The organism is Polaromonas sp. (assembly GCF_031411155.1).
GTDB lineage: Bacteria > Pseudomonadota > Gammaproteobacteria > Burkholderiales > Burkholderiaceae_C > Polaromonas.
The window spans coordinates 16070-34262 of the sequence record NZ_JANOAL010000188.1; the positions used below are offsets into that span (position 1 = coordinate 16070).

The 18193-nt window shown below is 63.7% G+C and carries 18 protein-coding genes; 9 read left to right on the forward strand and 9 right to left on the reverse strand.

Annotated features, from left to right (window positions below; translation table 11 throughout):
- Nucleotides 1-8 precede the first annotated feature (8 nt).
- The 3 genes from RMO23_RS11960 to argH all read right to left on the reverse strand — a co-directional run bounded on the left by RMO23_RS11960 (nt 9) and on the right by argH (nt 3760).
- Nucleotides 9-737, reverse strand: a complete 729-nt coding sequence (locus RMO23_RS11960; RefSeq protein ID WP_309681749.1) for an aspartate/glutamate racemase family protein — start codon at nt 735-737, stop codon at nt 9-11.
- Between the two features lie 12 nt (nt 738-749).
- Complete coding sequence (locus RMO23_RS11965; RefSeq protein WP_309681751.1) at nt 750-2087, reverse strand: MFS transporter; 1338 nt, start codon at nt 2085-2087, stop codon at nt 750-752.
- 263 nt (nt 2088-2350) lie between these two features.
- Nucleotides 2351-3760, reverse strand: a complete 1410-nt coding sequence (argH, locus tag RMO23_RS11970) for an argininosuccinate lyase (protein WP_309681753.1) — start codon at nt 3758-3760, stop codon at nt 2351-2353.
- A 239-nt stretch (nt 3761-3999) separates the two neighbouring features.
- Between argH and RMO23_RS11975 the strand changes: the two genes are divergently transcribed.
- The 3 genes from RMO23_RS11975 to RMO23_RS11985 all read left to right on the forward strand — a co-directional run bounded on the left by RMO23_RS11975 (nt 4000) and on the right by RMO23_RS11985 (nt 7055).
- Nucleotides 4000-5022 (forward strand): sensor histidine kinase, encoded by a 1023-nt coding sequence (locus tag RMO23_RS11975; RefSeq protein ID WP_405041599.1) that lies wholly within the window; start codon nt 4000-4002, stop codon nt 5020-5022.
- Nucleotides 5019-5759 carry a LytTR family DNA-binding domain-containing protein gene (locus RMO23_RS11980; RefSeq protein WP_309681757.1) on the forward strand — a complete coding sequence of 247 codons (741 nt, stop codon included), beginning with the start codon at nt 5019-5021 and terminating at the stop codon, nt 5757-5759. The genes RMO23_RS11975 and RMO23_RS11980 overlap by 4 nt, the downstream gene beginning before the upstream one ends.
- A 123-nt stretch (nt 5760-5882) precedes the next feature.
- Nucleotides 5883-7055, forward strand: a complete 1173-nt coding sequence (locus RMO23_RS11985) for an AI-2E family transporter (RefSeq protein ID WP_309681759.1) — start codon at nt 5883-5885, stop codon at nt 7053-7055.
- Between the two features lie 19 nt (nt 7056-7074).
- Here RMO23_RS11985 and ureG read toward each other — a convergent pair whose 3' ends face one another.
- Genes ureG through ureA form a run of 6 tightly spaced genes read right to left on the reverse strand, consistent with a single transcriptional unit; the run spans nt 7075 to nt 11290 of the window.
- On the reverse strand, nt 7075-7731 hold the full coding sequence (gene ureG / locus RMO23_RS11990; protein ID WP_309681761.1) for an urease accessory protein UreG: 657 nt from the start codon (nt 7729-7731) through the stop codon (nt 7075-7077).
- On the reverse strand, nt 7728-8447 hold the full coding sequence (locus tag RMO23_RS11995) for an urease accessory UreF family protein (protein ID WP_309681763.1): 720 nt from the start codon (nt 8445-8447) through the stop codon (nt 7728-7730). The genes ureG and RMO23_RS11995 overlap by 4 nt, the downstream gene beginning before the upstream one ends.
- Nucleotides 8419-8922 carry an urease accessory protein UreE gene (gene ureE / locus RMO23_RS12000; RefSeq protein WP_309681765.1) on the reverse strand — a complete coding sequence of 168 codons (504 nt, stop codon included), beginning with the start codon at nt 8920-8922 and terminating at the stop codon, nt 8419-8421. The genes RMO23_RS11995 and ureE overlap by 29 nt, the downstream gene beginning before the upstream one ends.
- On the reverse strand, nt 8922-10640 hold the full coding sequence (ureC, locus tag RMO23_RS12005) for an urease subunit alpha (RefSeq protein WP_309681767.1): 1719 nt from the start codon (nt 10638-10640) through the stop codon (nt 8922-8924). Before ureC ends, ureE begins: the two co-directional genes overlap by 1 nt.
- Nucleotides 10640-10945 carry an urease subunit beta gene (locus RMO23_RS12010; RefSeq protein ID WP_309681769.1) on the reverse strand — a complete coding sequence of 102 codons (306 nt, stop codon included), beginning with the start codon at nt 10943-10945 and terminating at the stop codon, nt 10640-10642. Before RMO23_RS12010 ends, ureC begins: the two co-directional genes overlap by 1 nt.
- Nucleotides 10946-10987: 42 nt before the next feature.
- The gene (ureA, locus tag RMO23_RS12015) at nt 10988-11290 is read right to left on the reverse strand and encodes an urease subunit gamma (RefSeq protein WP_114973678.1); all 303 of its coding nucleotides are present in this window, start codon (nt 11288-11290) and stop codon (nt 10988-10990) included.
- A gap of 215 nt (nt 11291-11505) precedes the next feature.
- On the opposite strand from ureA, the gene urtA reads away from it, so the two are divergent.
- The 6 genes from urtA (at nt 11506) to RMO23_RS12045 (ending at nt 18127) form a co-directional block, all read left to right on the forward strand.
- Entirely contained in the window at nt 11506-12786 is a 1281-nt protein-coding gene (gene urtA / locus RMO23_RS12020) for an urea ABC transporter substrate-binding protein (protein ID WP_309681771.1), read from the forward strand.
- 106 nt (nt 12787-12892) lie between these two features.
- Nucleotides 12893-14473 (forward strand): urea ABC transporter permease subunit UrtB, encoded by a 1581-nt coding sequence (gene urtB, locus RMO23_RS12025; RefSeq protein ID WP_309681773.1) that lies wholly within the window; start codon nt 12893-12895, stop codon nt 14471-14473.
- A complete protein-coding gene (gene urtC / locus RMO23_RS12030) occupies nt 14470-15600 on the forward strand; it encodes an urea ABC transporter permease subunit UrtC (protein WP_405041598.1) in 1131 nt (376 codons plus the stop codon). Before urtB ends, urtC begins: the two co-directional genes overlap by 4 nt.
- Nucleotides 15597-16472, forward strand: a complete 876-nt coding sequence (urtD, locus tag RMO23_RS12035; RefSeq protein WP_309681775.1) for an urea ABC transporter ATP-binding protein UrtD — start codon at nt 15597-15599, stop codon at nt 16470-16472. The genes urtC and urtD overlap by 4 nt, the downstream gene beginning before the upstream one ends.
- A 98-nt stretch (nt 16473-16570) precedes the next feature.
- Complete coding sequence (gene urtE, locus RMO23_RS12040) at nt 16571-17263, forward strand: urea ABC transporter ATP-binding subunit UrtE (RefSeq protein WP_309681777.1); 693 nt, start codon at nt 16571-16573, stop codon at nt 17261-17263.
- 33 nt (nt 17264-17296) lie between these two features.
- A complete protein-coding gene (locus tag RMO23_RS12045) occupies nt 17297-18127 on the forward strand; it encodes an urease accessory protein UreD (RefSeq protein ID WP_309681779.1) in 831 nt (276 codons plus the stop codon).
- Nucleotides 18128-18193 lie beyond the last annotated feature (66 nt).

The window sequence follows — 18193 nt, forward strand, 5'->3', positions numbered from 1 at the left end:
CGCCGGCATCACGCCACTTCCTGGAACAGCCGGCCCCAGCCCTTGAGCTCGCTCGGGGCCATGCCGACGGTCTTGAGCGCCTTCCAGACCACGGTCGCCACCGAGTCGTAAATGGGGATGCCCAGTTCTGCCTCCAGCTCTTGCACCAGTTGCGCGGCGTGCAGGTTGGTGCACATCACGGTCATGGCTTGCGGCCGCTGTTTGGCCGCTTCGCGCAGCATGCCGCGCAGCGTGTCGGGCTCGACCTCGCCGAACGCGAAGTTCACCGTGATGCCCAGGTGCTGCTCGGCCACGCAGTCAATGCCTATGCCCCGGTAGTTGGCGATGATTTTCTGCTGCACGTCTTCGACGTAAGGCGACACCAGGCCCAGGGTACGCGCCCCTTGCGCGGCCAGGATTTCATTGAGCGCCAGCACCGAGGTGGTGGCCGGGATGCCGGTGACCTCGGTGATGCGGGCGCACAGCTGCCGGTCTTTCTCGAAACCCAGCCAGCTGGCGGAGGTGCCGCTCCAGCAGATCACGTCGACATGGGCATCGGCCAGCAGGCGGGCCGCCTCCAGGATCTTGCTGTCGTCGAACTGCTTGAGCGACTGGTCGCGCATCGAGATCTCGGTCACGCTGAAGCGCGAGAAGTGCGCCGTCACGCCGGGCAGGCTGCTGACCATGGCACTGGTCAGCGGCTCCAGTGCCGTGTTGGAGGAAGGCGTCAGCACGCCTATGCGTTTACGTTGGGTCATGGGGTATCTTCTTCAGATGGTTTTCGGTTTGGCCAGCACGTTTTTAGGCACGAACCAGATGATCAGCAGCACGGCCAGCAGTTCGACCGCGGCGATGACAAACAGGCCTGACGTCAGCTTGCCCGTGGCGGCCTTGATGGCCGACAGCATGAAGGGCGAACCGAAGCCGGCCAGGTTGGCAATCGAGTTGATCAGGGCAATGCCGACGGCGGCGGCGGCGCCCGTCAGCAGACGGTTGGGCATTTGCCAGAACACCGGGAAGGCGCTGCTGGTGCCAATAACGGCGATCACCAATCCTGTTAGCACCATGGCCGGGCTGCGTCCTTGCGCAAAGGCCACGATCAGCATGCCGATCACGCCCAGCAGCACGGCACCGGCGCAGTGCCAGCGCACCTCGCGCTGGCGGTCGGAATGGGAGCCGTTCAGAATCTGCGCACCAGCGCCCAGCAGGAAGGCACCGGACATGATCCAGCCAATGGTGGCGGGGTTGGTGAAGCCCAGGTCCTTGACCAGGCTGGGGCCGTAGAAGTTCAGGGTCGCATTGGCGGCCACGATGCAGAAGTAAATCAGCACGAACAGCCACAGCCGAACGTCTTTCAGGGCCGCGAAAATGCTGTGCTCGCGCTCGCCCAGGGCCTTGTGGTCGCGCTCGAGTTCGGCCGCCACCAGCTGCTTTTCACGCGCCGTCAGCCAGTGGGCGTCCTTGGGGTGATCGGTCAGGTAGAAGAAGGTGAAGATGCCGGCGAGCACGGTGGGCGTGCCCTCGATCAGGAACACCCACTGCCAGCTCGACAGGCCGCCGACGCCGCCCATCAGGTTGAGAATATTGCCGGCCAGCGGGCCACCGACGACGCTGGACAGGGCCGAGGCGGCGGTGATCAGGCTGAACACCTTGGCGCGCCGGCCGCTGGGATACCAGTAGGTCAGGTAGACGATCACGCCCGGCAGGAAGCCGGCCTCGAACGCGCCCATGATGAAGCGCAGCACGTAGAACATTTCCGGGGTCTTGGCAAAAGCCATGGCCACACAGGTCGCGCCCCAGCCCAGGGTGATGCGCATCAGGGTTTTCTTGGCGCCGATTTTCTGCAGCATCAGGTTGCTCGGAATTTCAAAGAAGAAGTAGCCGATGAAAAAAATCCCCGCCCCCAGGCCGTAGACCGACTCGCTCCACTTGAGCTCGTCCAGCATGGTGAGCTTGACGTAGCCGACGTTGACGCGGTCTATCCAGGCGAGCAGCCAGAGGAAAGCCAGGAAGGGGATCAATCGCCAGGTGATCTTGCTGTAAGTGGTATCGACTTCAGTCTGGGATGGCTGGGCCACCCCGGCGTGAAGGGTTGTGGACGTGGTCATGTAATGCCTCAATGCGTTGATGTTGCGGCCCGGAACGCCTGGCGGTGCGCGCAGGATTCCCGGTCCGGTCTGCGGTCATGGGATGCGCGGCCCACCCAGGCGTCGGCGATCCATGACGGCATGGCTCCAGTATAAAAAATGGTCAACATCTATGTCAACATTGTTGTCGACATCATTACTAGGTAATTTCCCTAGTAATCAAAATCATCCTGGCGTGGCTGCAGAATGACCCGCAGAAGCGTCTGAAGTACCCGCAGCCCGCTTCAGCCCAAGCGCGCCCTATGCCTTGAAACCTGGGCGTGCACCTGCGCCGGGGCGGTGCCGCCCAGGATGTTGCGGGCATTGAGCGAACCGCGCAGGCTCAGGCAGGCGTAGACATCCTTCTCGATGCTCGGGTTAAAGCCCTGCAACACCTGCAGCGGCAATTCGGACAGATCCACGTTGTGTGAAATCGCGGCCTTGACGGCATGCGCCACGGTTTCGTGCGCATCACGGAAAGGCAGGCCTTTTTTGACCAGGTAGTCGGCCAGATCGGTGGCGGTGGCGTAACCGCGCAGTGCGGCTTGCTCCATGGCCTCGGGCTTGACGGTGATGCCGCCCACCATCTCGGCAAAAATGCGCAGCGTGTCTTTGAGCGTGTCCACCGTGTCAAACAGCGGCTCCTTGTCTTCCTGGTTGTCCTTGTTGTAGGCCAGCGGCTGGCCCTTCATCAGGGTAATCAGGCCCATCAGGTGGCCGACCACGCGGCCGGTCTTGCCGCGCGCCAGTTCGGGCACATCGTGGTTTTTCTTTTGCGGCATGATGGACGAGCCGGTGGTGAAGCGGTCGGCAATCTGGATAAAACCGAAGTTCTGGCTCATCCACAAAATCAGCTCTTCGCTCATGCGGCTGATGTGCACCATGGCCAGCGACGCAGCGGCGGTGAATTCAATCGCAAAGTCGCGATCACTCACGGCATCCAGGCTGTTCTGGCAAACGCAGGGCCGGCCTTTTTCATCAACCATGCCCAGGGTTCTGGCCACGCGCTCGCGGTCCAGCGGGTAGCTGGTGCCGGCCAGCGCGGCGGCGCCCAGCGGCAGACAGTTGACGCGTTTGCGCACATCCAGCATGCGCTCGGCATCGCGCGCAAACATCTCCACATAGGCCAGCATGTGGTGGCCAAAGCTGACCGGCTGGGCTACCTGCAGGTGGGTAAAACCGGGCAATATCACCTCGACGTTTTTCTCCGCGATGTCGACCAGCGCTTTTTGCAGGTCCGTCAGCAGGCCGACTATCAGGTCGATCTCGCCGCGCAGCCACAGCCGTACGTCGGTGGCCACCTGGTCGTTGCGGCTGCGGCCGGTGTGCAGGCGCTTGCCGGCGTCGCCCACGATCTGGGTCAGGCGGGCCTCGATGTTGAGGTGCACGTCTTCCAGGTCCAGCTTCCAGTCGAAGGCGCCCGATTCGATTTCAGCGGTGATCTGCGCCATGCCTTTTTGAATGGCGGCGTGGTCGCCCGGAGCAATGATTTTTTGCGTGGCCAGCATGTCGGCATGGGCCAGCGAGCCGGCGATGTCGGCCTGCCACAGGCGCTTGTCAAAAAACACGCTCGAGGTGTAGCGCTTGACCAGGTCGCTCATGGGTTCGGAAAACAGGGCGGACCAGGCTTGGGATTTTTTGTCGAATTGATTCACGTCAGGCTTTCGTTGGGAAGCGGTCAGGGTTTGGGCGGGGCAGGCGGGGCGCCAACTGCGCTATTCTGGGCAAGTGCCCGTCAGGCCGCGGCTCAGGGGCCACGCCCGGTGCAATACTCGTCATTGAGATTTTATCTGCGGCGGCGCTGCCATGAGAACCGCCGCAACTGCTGCCCAAAACCATGAAACTGCCTGACGATCACCGCCATTTTTCAGATTCCACGCTCAGGGGCAGCCTGATGCCGGGCGACGGCGAGAGCACGGTTGATGCGGCGAGCGCTTCCGCGCCGCGGCAGGCCAGCATGTTTGACGCCTGCCACGTCGGGGTGGTGCTGCGGGTGGTGCTGTTCGTGGAGGCGGTGGTCGGCGTGGCCGCCATGTTTGGCGCCGGTGAGGCGGTGGACTGGCTGCTGCGGTTTTCGCTGCTGACCGGCGGCGTGTTGCCGGCCACGCTGGCCTGGCTGATCGCCGCTTGCGCGCTGAAATCGTACCTGGGCCGCTTGCCGCCTTCGCCCCAGTGGCTGGCCGGTATGGCGCTGGGCGCGCTGGCCGGGCTGTACGGCTGCGGCATGCTGGCGCTGATGGGTTTGTTGCAGCCCGCGCCCTGGAGCGCCAGCGCGGCGGCGGGCGCGCTGCTTTCGGCCATGGTGCTGGCGGGGCTGTTCTGGCGTGCCAAGGCGCGCACGCCGGCCGCCACGGCGGCGCGGCTGGCCGAGTTGCAGTCGCGCATCCGGCCGCATTTTTTGTTCAACACGCTCAACAGCGCCATTGCGCTGGTGCGCGCCGAGCCGGCCCAGGCCGAAACCGTGCTGGAAGACCTGGCCGAGCTGTTTCGCAGCGCGCTGGCCGACCCGACCGAATCGGTCACGCTGGGCCAGGAAATCGAGCTGGCCCAGCGCTACCTGGCGATTGAGCAGATCCGCTTTGGCGAGCGCCTGCAGGTGGAGTGGAGCCTCGATGCCGGCGCCAGCCAGGCCAGGCTGCCGCCGCTGCTGCTGCAGCCACTGGTGGAAAACGCGGTCAAGCACGGCGTGGAGCCCAGTGCCAGCGGCGCGCAGCTCAAGATATCGACCCAGCGGCGCGGCAGCAGGGTGGTGGTCAAGGTGACCAATTCCACGCCGGCCGGCGTGGGCGAGCGCGGCAATGGGCTGGCGCTGGCCAATGTGCGTGAACGCCTGCTTTTGCTGCATGATGTGCAGGCGCAGTTCAGGGTGGTGTTCAAGGATGGCCTGTTTCAGGTCCGGCTGGAGGTTCCCGCATGACACTCAAGGTACTGGTGGTTGACGACGAGGCGCTGGCGCGTTCGCGTCTGCGCACCCTGCTGGGCGATTGCACCGCGCCGGCCGTGACCGTGGTCGCCGAAGCGGCCAACGCGGTGCAGGCCATGACCGCCTTGCAGCGCGACAAGTTTGACGTGGTGCTGCTCGACATCCGCATGCCGGGCGTGGATGGCGTGACGCTGGCCCGCACCCTGGCCGGCCTGCCCCTGCCGCCCGCCGTGGTGTTTGTCACCGCCCATTCCGAACATGCGGTGCAGGCCTTTGAGGTCGATGCGGTGGACTACCTGACGAAACCGGTGCGGCTCGATCGGCTGCGGCAGGCGCTACAAAAAGTAGAGCGCCTTGCGCAATCCAGACGTGGGCTACAGCCAGAAATGGCACAGGAAATGCTGATCATCCAGGACCGGGGCCGGACCGAGCGGGTGCCACTGGCCGATGTGCTCTACCTCAAGGCCGAGCTCAAATACATCACGGTGCGCACCGCCAGCCGCAGCTACATTCTGGACGGCTCCCTGAGCGAGCTGGAAGAGCGCCATGCCGCGCAGTTCATGCGCATTCACCGCAACGCGCTGATTGCGCGGCGCGCGGTGCGTGCGCTTGAGAAGCATTTTGACCCCGAGGAGGGCGAAGGCTGGGCGGTGCGGCTGAACGGCATTGACGAAGTTCTCACCGTGTCACGCCGCCAGCTCAGTGCGGTGCGGGAGGCGATTGTGGGGTGATGGAATTCTGGCATTCCGGCCGCCGGGTTCCAGCGGAAGTGTCCTACAGGATTTGGCAGGTCTTTCGGTTTGAATTGGCTGGACAGCAGCGCTCAAGCCCATGCCGAGATACGAGAACCCCCAATGACTGAAAAACACGCTGCCGACCTGCCGTCTGCGGATCCCGAAGTGGTCGTGGTGCCCGAGCCCGACCGCGTGCTGCTTCACATGCCGGTGGACATCCGCAATGTGTCGCTGGTGGTGCTGGCGGGGCTGGCCAGCCTGTTTGTGCTGCACTGGGCCAAGGCGGTGTTCATTCCGGTGATGCTTGGCGTGCTGTTCAGTTATGCACTGTCGCCCGTGGTCAACTGGCTGGAACTCAGGCGCGTGCCGCGCTGGCTGGGCGCAGCGGTGTTGATGCTGGCGATTGTGAGCGCCATCATTTCGGCGGCCTATTCGCTCAGGGATGAGGCTGGCGCACTGGTGGAGTCCTTGCCGGCGGCGGCGCAAAAGTTCAGGCTGGCGATGAAGGCAAGGGCGGGTGCCTCCGACAGCACGCTGGAAACCGTCCAGAAAGCCGCCTCGCAAATCGAACAGGCGGCGCGTGAGGGCGCAAGCCCCTCCGGTGCCAACCGGGGCGCGATGCGGGTCGTGGTTGAATCCCCGGGCTTCAATATCAAAGACTACTTGTGGACCGGCACCCTGGGCCTGATCGCCCTGGTGGGCCAGACCATGGCGGTCGTCTTTCTCACTTATTTCCTCATGCTGTCAGGCGACGCGTTTCGCCGCAAGCTGATCAAGCTGGCCGGCCCGACCCTGAGCAGCAAAAAAATCACCCTGCAGGCGCTGCACGAAATCACCGGCGATATCCAACGCTATCTGCAGGTCCAATTGTTCACCAGCGCGCTGGTCGGCGCGCTGACCTGGCTGGCCCTGCTGGCCATCGGGCTGCACAACGCCGCTGTCTGGGGCATCGTTGCGGGCATTCTGAATCTGGTGCCCTATGTGGGCTCACTGGTCACTGCGGTGACGTCCGCACTGGTTGGCTTTTTGCAGTTTGGCTCGCTCGACATGGCGTTGCTGGTGGGAGGCGCGTCGCTGGTGATTCACACCCTGGTAGGCAACCTGCTGACCCCCTGGCTGACCAGCCGCGCCAGCCGCCTGAGCCCGGTGGCGGTGTTCGTGGGGCTGCTGGCCTGGGGCTGGCTGTGGGGGGTGTGGGGGCTGCTGCTGGGTATCCCGATCCTGATGATCGTGAAATCCATCTGCGACCGGGTCGATGACCTCAAGCCGATTGGTGAGTTCCTGGGGGCGTAGCTGTACTTTGCCGGCGCTGCTAAGCGGTCTGCAACATGCCGCGCTGCTCGATAAAGGCGACCACATCCGCCAGTCCGGCTCCGGTTTTCAGGTTGGTCATGACAAAGGGCTTGAGGCCACGCGCCGTGGTGCGCATGCGGGTGGTATCGGCCTGCATCACCTCAAGACTGGCCCCGACGTAAGGCGCCAGGTCGGTTTTGTTGATGACGAATAAATCACTCTTGGTGATGCCCGGCCCGCCCTTGCGCGGGATTTTTTCGCCGGCGGCCACGTCGATGACGTAGATCGTCAGGTCGCTGAGTTCGGGGCTGAAGGTGGCGGCCAGGTTGTCGCCGCCGCTCTCTATAAACACGATGTCGGCATCGGGAAAGTCGACCAGCATGCGGTCTATGGCCTCCAGGTTGATCGAGGCGTCTTCACGGATGGCGGTGTGCGGGCAGCCGCCGGTTTCCACGCCCATGATGCGCTCGGCCTCCAGCGCGCCGCTGACCGTCAGGATGCGCTGGTCTTCCTTGGTGTAGATGTCGTTGGTGATGGCCACCAGGTCATACTGGCCCTTCATGGCTTTGCACAGCATTTCAAGCAGCGTGGTTTTGCCGGAGCCGACCGGCCCGCCTATGCCGACGCGCAGGGGAGGGAGTTTTTTGGTGCGATGGGCGATGTGGTGCAGGGTCATGATCGAAACAGCCTTGAGTATTGAACTTCATGCTGGGCCGACAAAATGGCCAGCATGGGGGAAAAAGCCTGACGTTCGCTGTCAGCCAGCGCCAGCGCGTGGTCGACGGCGGCGGGAATCCGGGCGGTCAGGGCAGAAAGTATGCGCTGACCCGCACTTTGGCCCAGCGGCACGGATTTGATGGCGGCCTGCACCATGTTCTCGGCCCAGCCAAAGGCGTAAGTCAGCAGGCAGGCGCGCACCGGCGCCTGGCAGGCACTGGAGGCGAGCGCAAAGGCCAACGGGTAGGTCGGCTGCAGCGCGGCCAGCAGGTCGATTTGCTCCGCCCGGGCGGTGGTGTGATTGCGCAGCCATTCCAGCAGCGAGCGGCCCATTTGCTCGGTTTGCTGGCGCAGCTCGCTGCTTTCGCGGGTCTGCAGCACCCAGGCGTTGAGCGCGGCAATGCGGGCATGTTCGGCGCACTGCCAGGCCGGCACCGCCTGCGCCACCACGGCCAGGTCGGCGCGCGCCAGGCTCAGGTGGAGCTGGTCCAGAAGCCATGCCGCTGCTCCTGATTCTGTAGCAACCCGGGCACTGTCCACGGCGGCCTCCAGGCCTTCTGAATAAGAAAAGCCGCCAATCGGCAGCGCCGGGGAGGCCAGCCACATCAGCTGCATCAGGCTGCTGTCATGCAGCGCTTGCCGCGGCTCAGGCGTGGTGCGAGTGCTCGTGTCCATGGTCGTGGGGGGCATGGCCGCCGCTGGCGTAGGCGCCGCTTTCGGGTTCAAACGCCTCGTTGCCCGGCGTCACGATCAGGTGCATGGCGCGCAGCATGCCGGCCAGCACATGGTCGGGTTCGATCTTCAGGTGGTCGGGCTTGAGTTCTATGGGCACGTGGCGATTGCCCAGGTGATAGGCCGCGCGTATCAGGTCATAGGGCGTGCCGTGGTCGCTGCAAGGCGTGATGCGCAGCACGGCTTGCGCGGCCGCGATGACCCGGATCAGCGAGCCGTCTTCGGCCAGCAGCACATCGCCGCCGCGCGCCACGGTGCCCCGCGGCAGGAACACACCAATCTGACGGCCCGCCGAGTCGGTGGCGTCAAAGCGGCTCTTCTGGCGCACGTCCCAGTCGAGTTCAACGGTGGCCGCGCGTTTGATCAGCACGGGCGCAAGTCCGGCGCCTTGCGGCATGAGTTTGGAAATCTGGAGCATCAGAATAAAAAGTAGCGTTGCGCCATGGGCAGGGTTTGCGCCGCCTCGCAAGTCAGCAATTGGCCATCGGCACGCACGGTGTAGGTCTGGGCATCGATTTCCATTTTGGGCAGGTAACTGTTGTGCAGCATGTGCTGCTTGCGCACGCCGCGTATGTTCTTGACGGCGCTCAGGGTCTTGGCCAGGCCGAAGCGTTCCTGGATGCCCGCATTCAAGCCCGCCTGCGAGACAAAGGTCAGCGAGCCCCTGGCCAGCGCGCCGCCGAATGCGCCAAACATCGGCCGGTAATGCACCGGCTGCGGCGTCGGGATGGAGGCGTTGGGGTCGCCCATGGCGGCCATGGCGATGAAGCCGCCCTTCAGAATCAGCGCCGGTTTGACGCCAAAAAAAGCGGGCTTCCAGACCACCAGGTCGGCCCATTTGCCGACCGCTATGCTGCCCACTTCGTGGCTGATGCCGTGGGCGATGGCCGGGTTGATGGTGTACTTGGCGACATAGCGTTTGGCGCGGAAGTTGTCGTTGCGCTCGTTGTCTTCAGGGAGTTTGCCGCGCTGCGCCTTCATCTTGTGCGCGGTTTGCCAGGTGCGCAGGATGACTTCGCCGACGCGCCCCATGGCCTGGCTGTCGCTGGACATCATGCTGATGGCGCCCAGGTCGTGCAGGATGTCTTCGGCGGCAATCGTTTCCTTGCGGATACGGCTCTCGGCAAAGGCCAGGTCCTCGGCGATGGACGCATCCAGGTGGTGGCAGACCATCAGCATGTCCACATGCTCGTCCAGCGTGTTGACGGTGTAGGGCATGGTGGGGTTGGTGCTCGAGGGCAAGAAATTGGCCTCACCCACCACCCGCAAAATGTCGGGCGCATGGCCGCCGCCGGCGCCTTCGGTATGAAAGGCACAAAGCCCGCGCCCCTTGGTGGCCGCGATGGTGTTTTCGACAAAGCCGCTCTCGTTGAGGGTGTCGGAGTGAATCGCCACCTGGGTGTCGGTTTCGTCAGCCACGTCCAGGCAGTTGCTGATGGCGGCGGGCGTGGTGCCCCAGTCTTCGTGCAGCTTCAGGCCAATGACCCCGGCCTTGACCTGCTCATGCAGGGCGGCCGGCAAGGACGCATTGCCCTTGCCCAGGAAGCCCAGGTTCATCGGAAAAGCGTCGGCCGCCTGCAGCATGCGCTCGATGTTCCACGGCCCCGGCGTGCAGGTGGTGGCAAAGGTGCCGGTGGCCGGACCGGTGCCGCCGCCCAGCATGGTGGTGACGCCGCTGGCCAGGGCTTCCTCGATCTGCTGCGGGCAGATGAAGTGGATGTGGGAGTCGATGCCACCGGCGGTGACGATGTTGCCTTCGCAGCTGATGACTTCGGTGCCGGGTCCGATGATGATGTCGACACCGGGCTGCACGTCCGGGTTGCCGGCCTTGCCAATGGCGACGATGCGGCCGCCCCTGAGGCCGATGTCGGCTTTGACGATGCCCCAGTGGTCCAGGATCAGCGCATTGGTCATGACGCAATCGACCGCGCCTTCTGAGCGCATGCGCTGCGATTGCGCCATGCCGTCGCGTATGGTCTTGCCGCCGCCAAATTTGACTTCTTCGCCGTAGCCGCCGGCGTTCAGGGTGAAGTCTTGTTCCACTTCAACCACCAGGTCGGTGTCGGCCAGCCGTACCCGGTCGCCCACGGTGGGGCCGAAAATTTCCGCGTAGGCGCGGCGTCCTATCGTTGCCATTACAAGGCCCCCTGGATTTGACCGCGAAAACCAAACACCTTGCGCTCGCCGGCGTAGTCCACCAGCTCCACGGTGCGCTGCTGGCCCGGCTCGAAGCGCACCGCCGACCCCGAGGCGATGTTCAGGCGCATGCCGCGTGCGGCGGCCCGGTCGAAGCCGAGCGCCTCATTGGTCTCGGCAAAGTGGTAGTGCGAACCCACCTGTATCGGTCGGTCCGCCTTGTTTTGCACCACCAGGGTCAGGGTGCGCCGGCCCGGGTTCAGCGCGTGGTCGGGGCCGTCCGTGATGATTTCGCCTGGGGTCAAGGCCGTTACCGGTTGGGGAGTTATCAGGGAGGGCATGGTGAATCAAACAATCGGTTGGTGCACGGTCACCAGTTTGGTGCCATCGGGAAAGGTGGCCTCCACCTGGATGTCGGGAATCATCTCGGCAATGCCGTCCATGACGTCCGCGCGCGTCAGGATGGTGCGGCCTTCACTCATGAGCTGCGCCACGGTCTTGCCGTCGCGCGCGCCCTCCATCACGGCCGCGCTGATCAGGGCCAGGGCCTCGGGGTAGTTGAGCTTGAGGCCGCGCGCCTTGCGCCGCTCCGCCAGCAAACCGGCCGTAAAAATCAGCAGCTTGTCTTTTTCTCGGGGAGTCAGTTCCATGGGCGTCTTCCGGGTTCGTCTTTAGGCATTGTGTTGCAACTTGCGTGCCGTGCCTGCAATGCCGGGCCACCACCAGCAGGCCGCAAGTCGATTCAACTTGGTGCAAAAAAACACCCAGCATGGTGCGGTTCGCGCAATTCCAGCTGGCACGACCCTTGCACGAGTTCCACCAGATCCGGTCTGGATCAGGTTCCTAACTCATTTGGAGAAATGTCATGAATCGTCGCGGCTCATTAAAGTCACTTACTGCGTCCATTGTGCTGGGTTTTGGCTTGACGGGGGTGGCTGCAGTGCACGCTGCCGACACCATCAAGGTGGGGATTTTGCACAGCCTCTCGGGCACCATGGCGATTTCGGAAACCGTCTTGAAAGACACCGTGCTGATGGCCATTGAAGAGATCAATGCCAAGGGCGGCGTGATGGGCAAAAAGCTGGAACCGGTGATTGTGGATCCCGCTTCCAACTGGCCCCTGTTCGCCGAGAAAACCAAGCAGCTGCTGGGCCAGGACAAGGTCGCGGTCATTTTTGGCTGCTGGACCTCCGTGTCGCGCAAGTCGGTGCTGCCGGTGGTGGAAGAAATGAATGGCCTGCTTTTTTACCCGGTGCAGTATGAAGGCGAGGAGCTGTCCAAAAACGTGTTCTACACGGGTGCGGCGCCGAATCAGCAGGCCATTCCGGCGGTCGATTACCTGATGAGCAAGGAGGGCGGCGGCGCCAAGCGCTGGGTTCTGCTCGGCACCGACTATGTGTACCCCCGCACCACCAACAAGATCCTGCGCGCCTACCTCAAGTCCAAGGGCGTGAAAGACACCGACATCGACGAGAAGTACACCCCGTTTGGCCACGCCGATTACCAGACCATCGTGGCCGACGTGAAGAAATTCTCGGCCGGTGGCAAGACCGCCGTGGTCTCCACCATCAATGGCGACTCCAACGTGCCCTTTTACAAAGAGCTGGGCAATGCCGGCCTGAAGGCCAAGGACGTGCCGGTGGTGGCGTTCTCGGTCGGTGAGGAAGAGCTGCGCGGCGTGGACACCAAGCCGCTGGTGGGGCATCTGGCGGCCTGGAACTACTTCCAGTCGATCAAGAACCCGGCCAACGACGAGTTCATCAAGAAGTGGTCTGCCTATGCCAAGGCCAAGAAGCTGCCCGGCTCCGACAAGCCACTGACCAACGACCCGATGGAGGCCACCTACATCGGCATCAACATGTGGAAGCAGGCGGTAGAAAAGGCCAAGTCCACCGATACCGACAAGGTCATCGCCGCCATGGCCGGCCAGACCTTCAAGGCGCCTAGCGGCATCGTGAGCAAGATGGACGAGAAAAACCATCACCTGCACAAGTCGGTGTTCATTGGCGAAATCAAGGCCGATGGCCAGTTCAATGTGGTGTGGAAGACCCCCGGCCCGGTCAAGGCCAAGCCCTGGTCTCCGTATATCGAAGGCAATGACAAAAAGCCTGATGAGCCGGCCAAGATGGATGTGGCGAAAAAGTAAGTCCTCAGCGAACCGTAAAGCCGTCACGCCGTCCGGGACGGGGCTCGCAGGAGTCCGCCCCGGAGGGTTCGTCGCGGCCACACCACGCCAACAAGAGAGTCTGTGAATGCTTAGACGATGGATCCGATTGACGGCGCTGGCCCTCTGTTTGCTGGCCGCTCAGGCCCATGGCCTGACGATGGAAGAGGCGAGATCCATCAGCCTGGGGGAGAGCGAGACACGCATTGCGGCGCTCAACCAGGCCATGCTGGCGGCCGATGAGAAAACCGCGGCCTTCCTGCAGGCCCTGGCCGATGACCAGGTCAAGGCCAAGGGCGACAGGGTCTTTGTCGTGCGCGATGGCAAGGGCTACGACCCGGTCTCCGGCGCACAAACTTCACTGCCCGACGATGCCGAGGACGTGATCAACAACAACCGGATGCGCGGCGAACTCGATTCAGCGTTGGCCGCGCTCAAGCTTTTTTCCAAAGACGAAAAAACGCGTCGGGCGGCGATCCAGCAGCTGCAAAGCGATGCGGATGACAGCAAGCTGGCGCTGATCGAGAAGGCTTTGGCGGCCGAGGAAAATCCGCAAATCAGGGAGCAGCTGGGGCTGGTGCGTGCCGCCGCGCTGCTGAACAGCCCGGACCAGGCCAGGCGCCTGGAAGCTGCCAGGTTGCTGGCTCAAAGCACGCAGGCCACAACCAAAACCGTGTTGCTGGGCCGGCTGCAGACCGAGACCGAGCCGGATGTCAAGTCGGCGTTGCAGGCGAGTCTGCGTCAGGTGGAGGGGGTGCTGGCCTGGGGCGACCGGCTGGGCGCCCTGTTCAGCGGTATCAGCCTGGGCTCCATTTTGCTGCTGGTGGCGCTGGGGTTGGCCATCACCTATGGGCTGATGGGCGTGATCAACATGGCCCACGGTGAACTGATGATGATTGGCGCCTACGCCACCTATGTGGTGCAGGGACTGTTCCAGAAATACCTGCCGGCTGCCTTTGACTGGTACCTGCTGGCCGCCTTGCCGGCGGCCTTCCTGGCGTCGGCGCTGATGGGGGCGGCACTGGAGCGCAGTGTCATCCGCTTTCTGTATGGCCGCCCGCTGGAGACCCTGCTGGCCACCTGGGGCATCAGCCTCATGCTGCAGCAGCTGGTGCGCAGCCTTTTTGGCGCGCAGAACGTCGGGGTCGAAAACCCGTCGTGGATGAGCGGCGGGGTGCAGGTGCTGGGCAATCTGTCACTGCCCTACAACCGGCTCGTGATCATCGGTTTTGCCATTGCTGTGCTGCTGGGGGTGGCCTGGCTGATTGGCCGCACGCGTTTGGGACTGTTTGTGCGCGGCGTCACGCAAAACCGGCCCATCGCCGCCTGCATGGGGGTGAATACGGCGCGGATTGACACCTACGCGTTTGCGCTGGGGTCGGGCATTGCCGGGCTGGCCGGTTGCGCACTGAGCCAGGTCGGCAACGTCGGACCGGACCTGGGGCAGGGCTACATCGTGGACTCTTTCATGGTGGTGGTGCTGGGGGGCGTGGGCCAGCTCGCCGGCACGGTCTATGCCGCCATGGGCCTGGGCATATTGAACAAGTTTCTGGAGGGCTGGACCGGTGCCGTGCTGGCCAAGATTGCGGTGCTGGTGTTCATCATCATCTTTATCCAGAAGCGTCCGCAAGGCATTTTTGCCATGAAGGGCCGGAGCGCCGAAGCATGACCATGAACATCCCCGGCACGGCTGCAAATCTTTCCCTGCTTCCTTCCAGGGCGCCGCTGCTGAGCCGTAGCGGCTGGGGCGCTTTCATGCTGGCGCTCATCGCCGTGTGCGCGGTGGCCCCGGCGCTGAACCTGTGGGTGCCCGAGGGCAGCGCCTTCCACATGAGCAGCTACGCCGTCGCGCTGCTCGGAAAAATCATGTGCTACGCCATTTGCGCCCTGGCGATGGACCTGATCTGGGGCTACACCGGCATCCTGAGTCTGGGTCACGGCGTATTTTTTGCGCTGGGCGGCTACGTCATGGGCATGTACCTGATGCGCCAGATCGGCGCGGATGGCAACTACAAAAGCAATCTGCCCGACTTCATGGTGTTTCTGGACTGGAAGACGCTGCCCTGGCACTGGACTTTCAGCGACAGCTTTGCGGCGACCCTGTTGCTGGTGCTGGCCGTGCCGGGCCTGGTGGCCTTTGTCTTTGGCTACTTTGCTTTCCGTTCACGCATCAAGGGCGTGTACTTTTCCATCATCACCCAGGCCATGACCTTCGCGGCGATGCTGCTGTTCTTTCGCAACGAAACCGGCTTTGGCGGCAACAACGGCTTCACCGACTTCAAGCGCGTGCTGGGCATGCCCATCGCCACGCCGGGCATGCGCATGCTGCTCTTTGTGATGACCGGTGTGACGCTGCTGGCCTTCTTCCTGCTGGCGCGCTGGCTGGTCGGCAGCAAGTTTGGCCGGGTGTTGCAGGCGGTGCGTGATGCCGAAACGCGGGTCATGTTCTCGGGCTACTCGCCGGTTGGCTACAAGCTGACCATCTGGGTGATCTCGGCCATGATGTGCGGCGTCGCGGGTGCCCTTTACGTGCCGCAGGTGGGCATCATCAACCCGAGCGAAATGAGTCCGGGCAATTCGATCGAGATTGCGATCTGGGCCGCCGTGGGCGGCCGGGCCACGCTGATCGGCCCCATCGTCGGCGCCTTCATCGTCAATGGCGCCAAGAGCTGGCTCACGGTGACCTACCCCGAGTTCTGGCTTTATTTTCTGGGCGCGCTATTCATTGGGGTGACGCTTTTCCTGCCGAACGGTGTGGTCGGCCTGCTCAAGAAGCTCAAAGGGGGCGCTCAATGACGCCCGATCTGCTGGAGCAGGGTGCCCGCCGGGCCGAAGCGCACGTACAGAAGACAGTTCAGGGCAGGACCGCCTCAGGCGGCCGGCAGGCCGGCTTCTCGCGCATTGCCACACCCGGCGAGGTGGACGTTACCCATGGCCGCATTCTTTATCTGGAACAGGTCAGCGTCAGTTTTGACGGTTTCAAGGCGATCAACCAGCTCTCGCTGGACATTGCCCCCGGCGAGCTGCGCTGCATCATAGGGCCCAATGGCGCGGGCAAGACCACCCTGATGGACATCATCACCGGCAAGACGCGGCCGGACGAGGGCAGGGTGTTTTTTGGCAGCACGATTGACCTGCTGCGCTACAGCGAGCCCGAAATTGCGCAGCTGGGCATAGGCCGGAAATTCCAGAAACCGACGGTATTCGAGCAGCTGACGGTGTTCGAGAATCTGGAGCTGGCGCTCAAAACCAGCAAGGCGGTGAGGGCGTCGATGTTTTTTCGCCTCGATTCTGCGCAGGCTGACCGCCTGGCCGAGGTGCTGCACACCATTCATCTGGCTGACAGCGTGTCGCGGCTGGCGGGCAATCTGAGCCATGGGCAAAAGCAGTGGCTCGAAATCGGCATGCTGCTGATGCAGGACCCCAAGCTGCTGCTGCTCGATGAACCGGTGGCTGGCATGACGGACGAAGAAACCGAGCGCACGGCCGAGCTGTTTTTGACGCTCAAGGGCAAGCATTCGCTGGTGGTGGTGGAGCACGACATGAGCTTTATCAACACCATCTCGGACCTCGTCACGGTGCTGTGCGACGGCTCGGTGCTGGCGCAGGGCACGCTGGCGCAGGTGCAGGCCGATGAGCGGGTGATCGAGGTGTATCTTGGAAGATGACTACCCCACGCTCCACCGTTACACGGGTCGCTGCCCCACGAGGGGGCTAATTTTTCTTGGGGCGGCCCGGCGAAAAATTGCTTGATGAAGTAAACACAATGCTTGTAGTCAAAAACATCAACCAGTATTACGGTGGCTCGCACATCCTGCGCGATGTGAGTCTGCAGGCCACGCCGGGCAAGGTCACCGTCATTCTGGGCCGCAACGGCGTGGGCAAAACCACCTTGCTCAAGAGCCTGATGGGCCTGGTGCCGATCAGGACCGGCAGCATAGAGCTTGACGGCAAGCCGGTTCAACACACCACGCCCTATGAGCGCGCCCGCGCCGGCATGGGCTTTGTGCCCCAGGGCCGTGAAATTTTTGCGCGGCTCACGGTGGAAGAGAACCTGCGCATGGGCTTGGCCTACAAGCGGGCTGGTACACCGATACCGCCCGAACTGTTTGAGCTGTTTCCGGTGCTCCGGCAAATGCTGAATCGGCGCGGCGGTGACCTTTCTGGCGGGCAGCAGCAGCAGCTGGCCATTGCCCGGGCGCTGGCGGCGGGCCCCAGGCTGCTGATTCTGGACGAGCCGACCGAGGGAATTCAGCCCAGCATCATCAAGGACATTGGCCGCGTCATCCGCATGCTGGCCGACCGCGGCGACATGGCGATTGTGCTGGTCGAGCAGTACTATGACTTTGCCTCGGCCCTGGCCGATGACTATGTGGTGATGGAGCGGGGCTCGGTGCTGGCCCGCGGGCTGGGCAAGGACATGCAGGTCCATGGCGTGCGTCAGCTGGTCGCGATCTGATTTGCGCCGCCGGCGACTGGTTACGATCCCGGCATGTCCTGGCACGCTTCGCTCTCGCTCGATTACACGCTTGAATCCGGCCGCAGTGTCGTGCGCCACGCCCACCATGGCCCCTTGCGCGTGCTGCAAAGCCTGTACCCCGAGGGCGATGCCACCTGTTGCAACGTGCTGGTGCACCCGCCGGGCGGGCTGGTCGGTGGCGACACGCTGGACCTCCGCGTCGCGGTGGGCAGTGCGGCGCACGGCCTGATCACCACGCCGGGCGCAACCCGGTTTTACGGCTCAAGCGGCGCCCGCGCCGTGCAACGCACCCGGCTGCGGCTGGAGGCGGGGGCGCGCCTCGAGTGGTTGCCGCTGGAAACGATCCTGTACAGCGGTTGCCAGGCGGAAAACCAGCTGAGTTTTGAGCTGGCGCCGGGCGCCGAGTTGATCGGCTGGGATGTGACGGCGCTGGGGCTGCCGCATGCCGACAAGCCTTTCGTGGCCGGGCGCTTTTGCCAGCATATCGAGATGCCCGGTGTCTGGCTGGAGCGCGGGCTGCTGGACGCAGCGGACACGCGCCTGCTCAGCAGTCCGCTGGGCCTGGCCGGCCAGCACTGCCTGGCGTCGATCTTTTTTGCGGCAGGCAGCCCGCTGGGCCGCGAGCGCCGCAAGCTGGCGCTGGACGGTGCCCGCCGGCTGCTGCAGGGGCATGCGCTGCAGGCCAGCGCCGGAGCGACCAGCCCGAACCCCCAGCTGCTGGTGCTGCGCGTGCTGGCGCCGCAGGTGGAGCCGGCGATGGATTTGCTGAAACAAGTCTGGGCCGCCTGGCGCCAGTCGCTGTGGAACAAGGCGGCGGTGCAACCCCGGATCTGGGCGATGTGAACCCGCAAGCGCCGGATGGCTCGGGCAACGCGGCCTGGCGCGCCTGGTGCGCCTGGTGCGGCCATT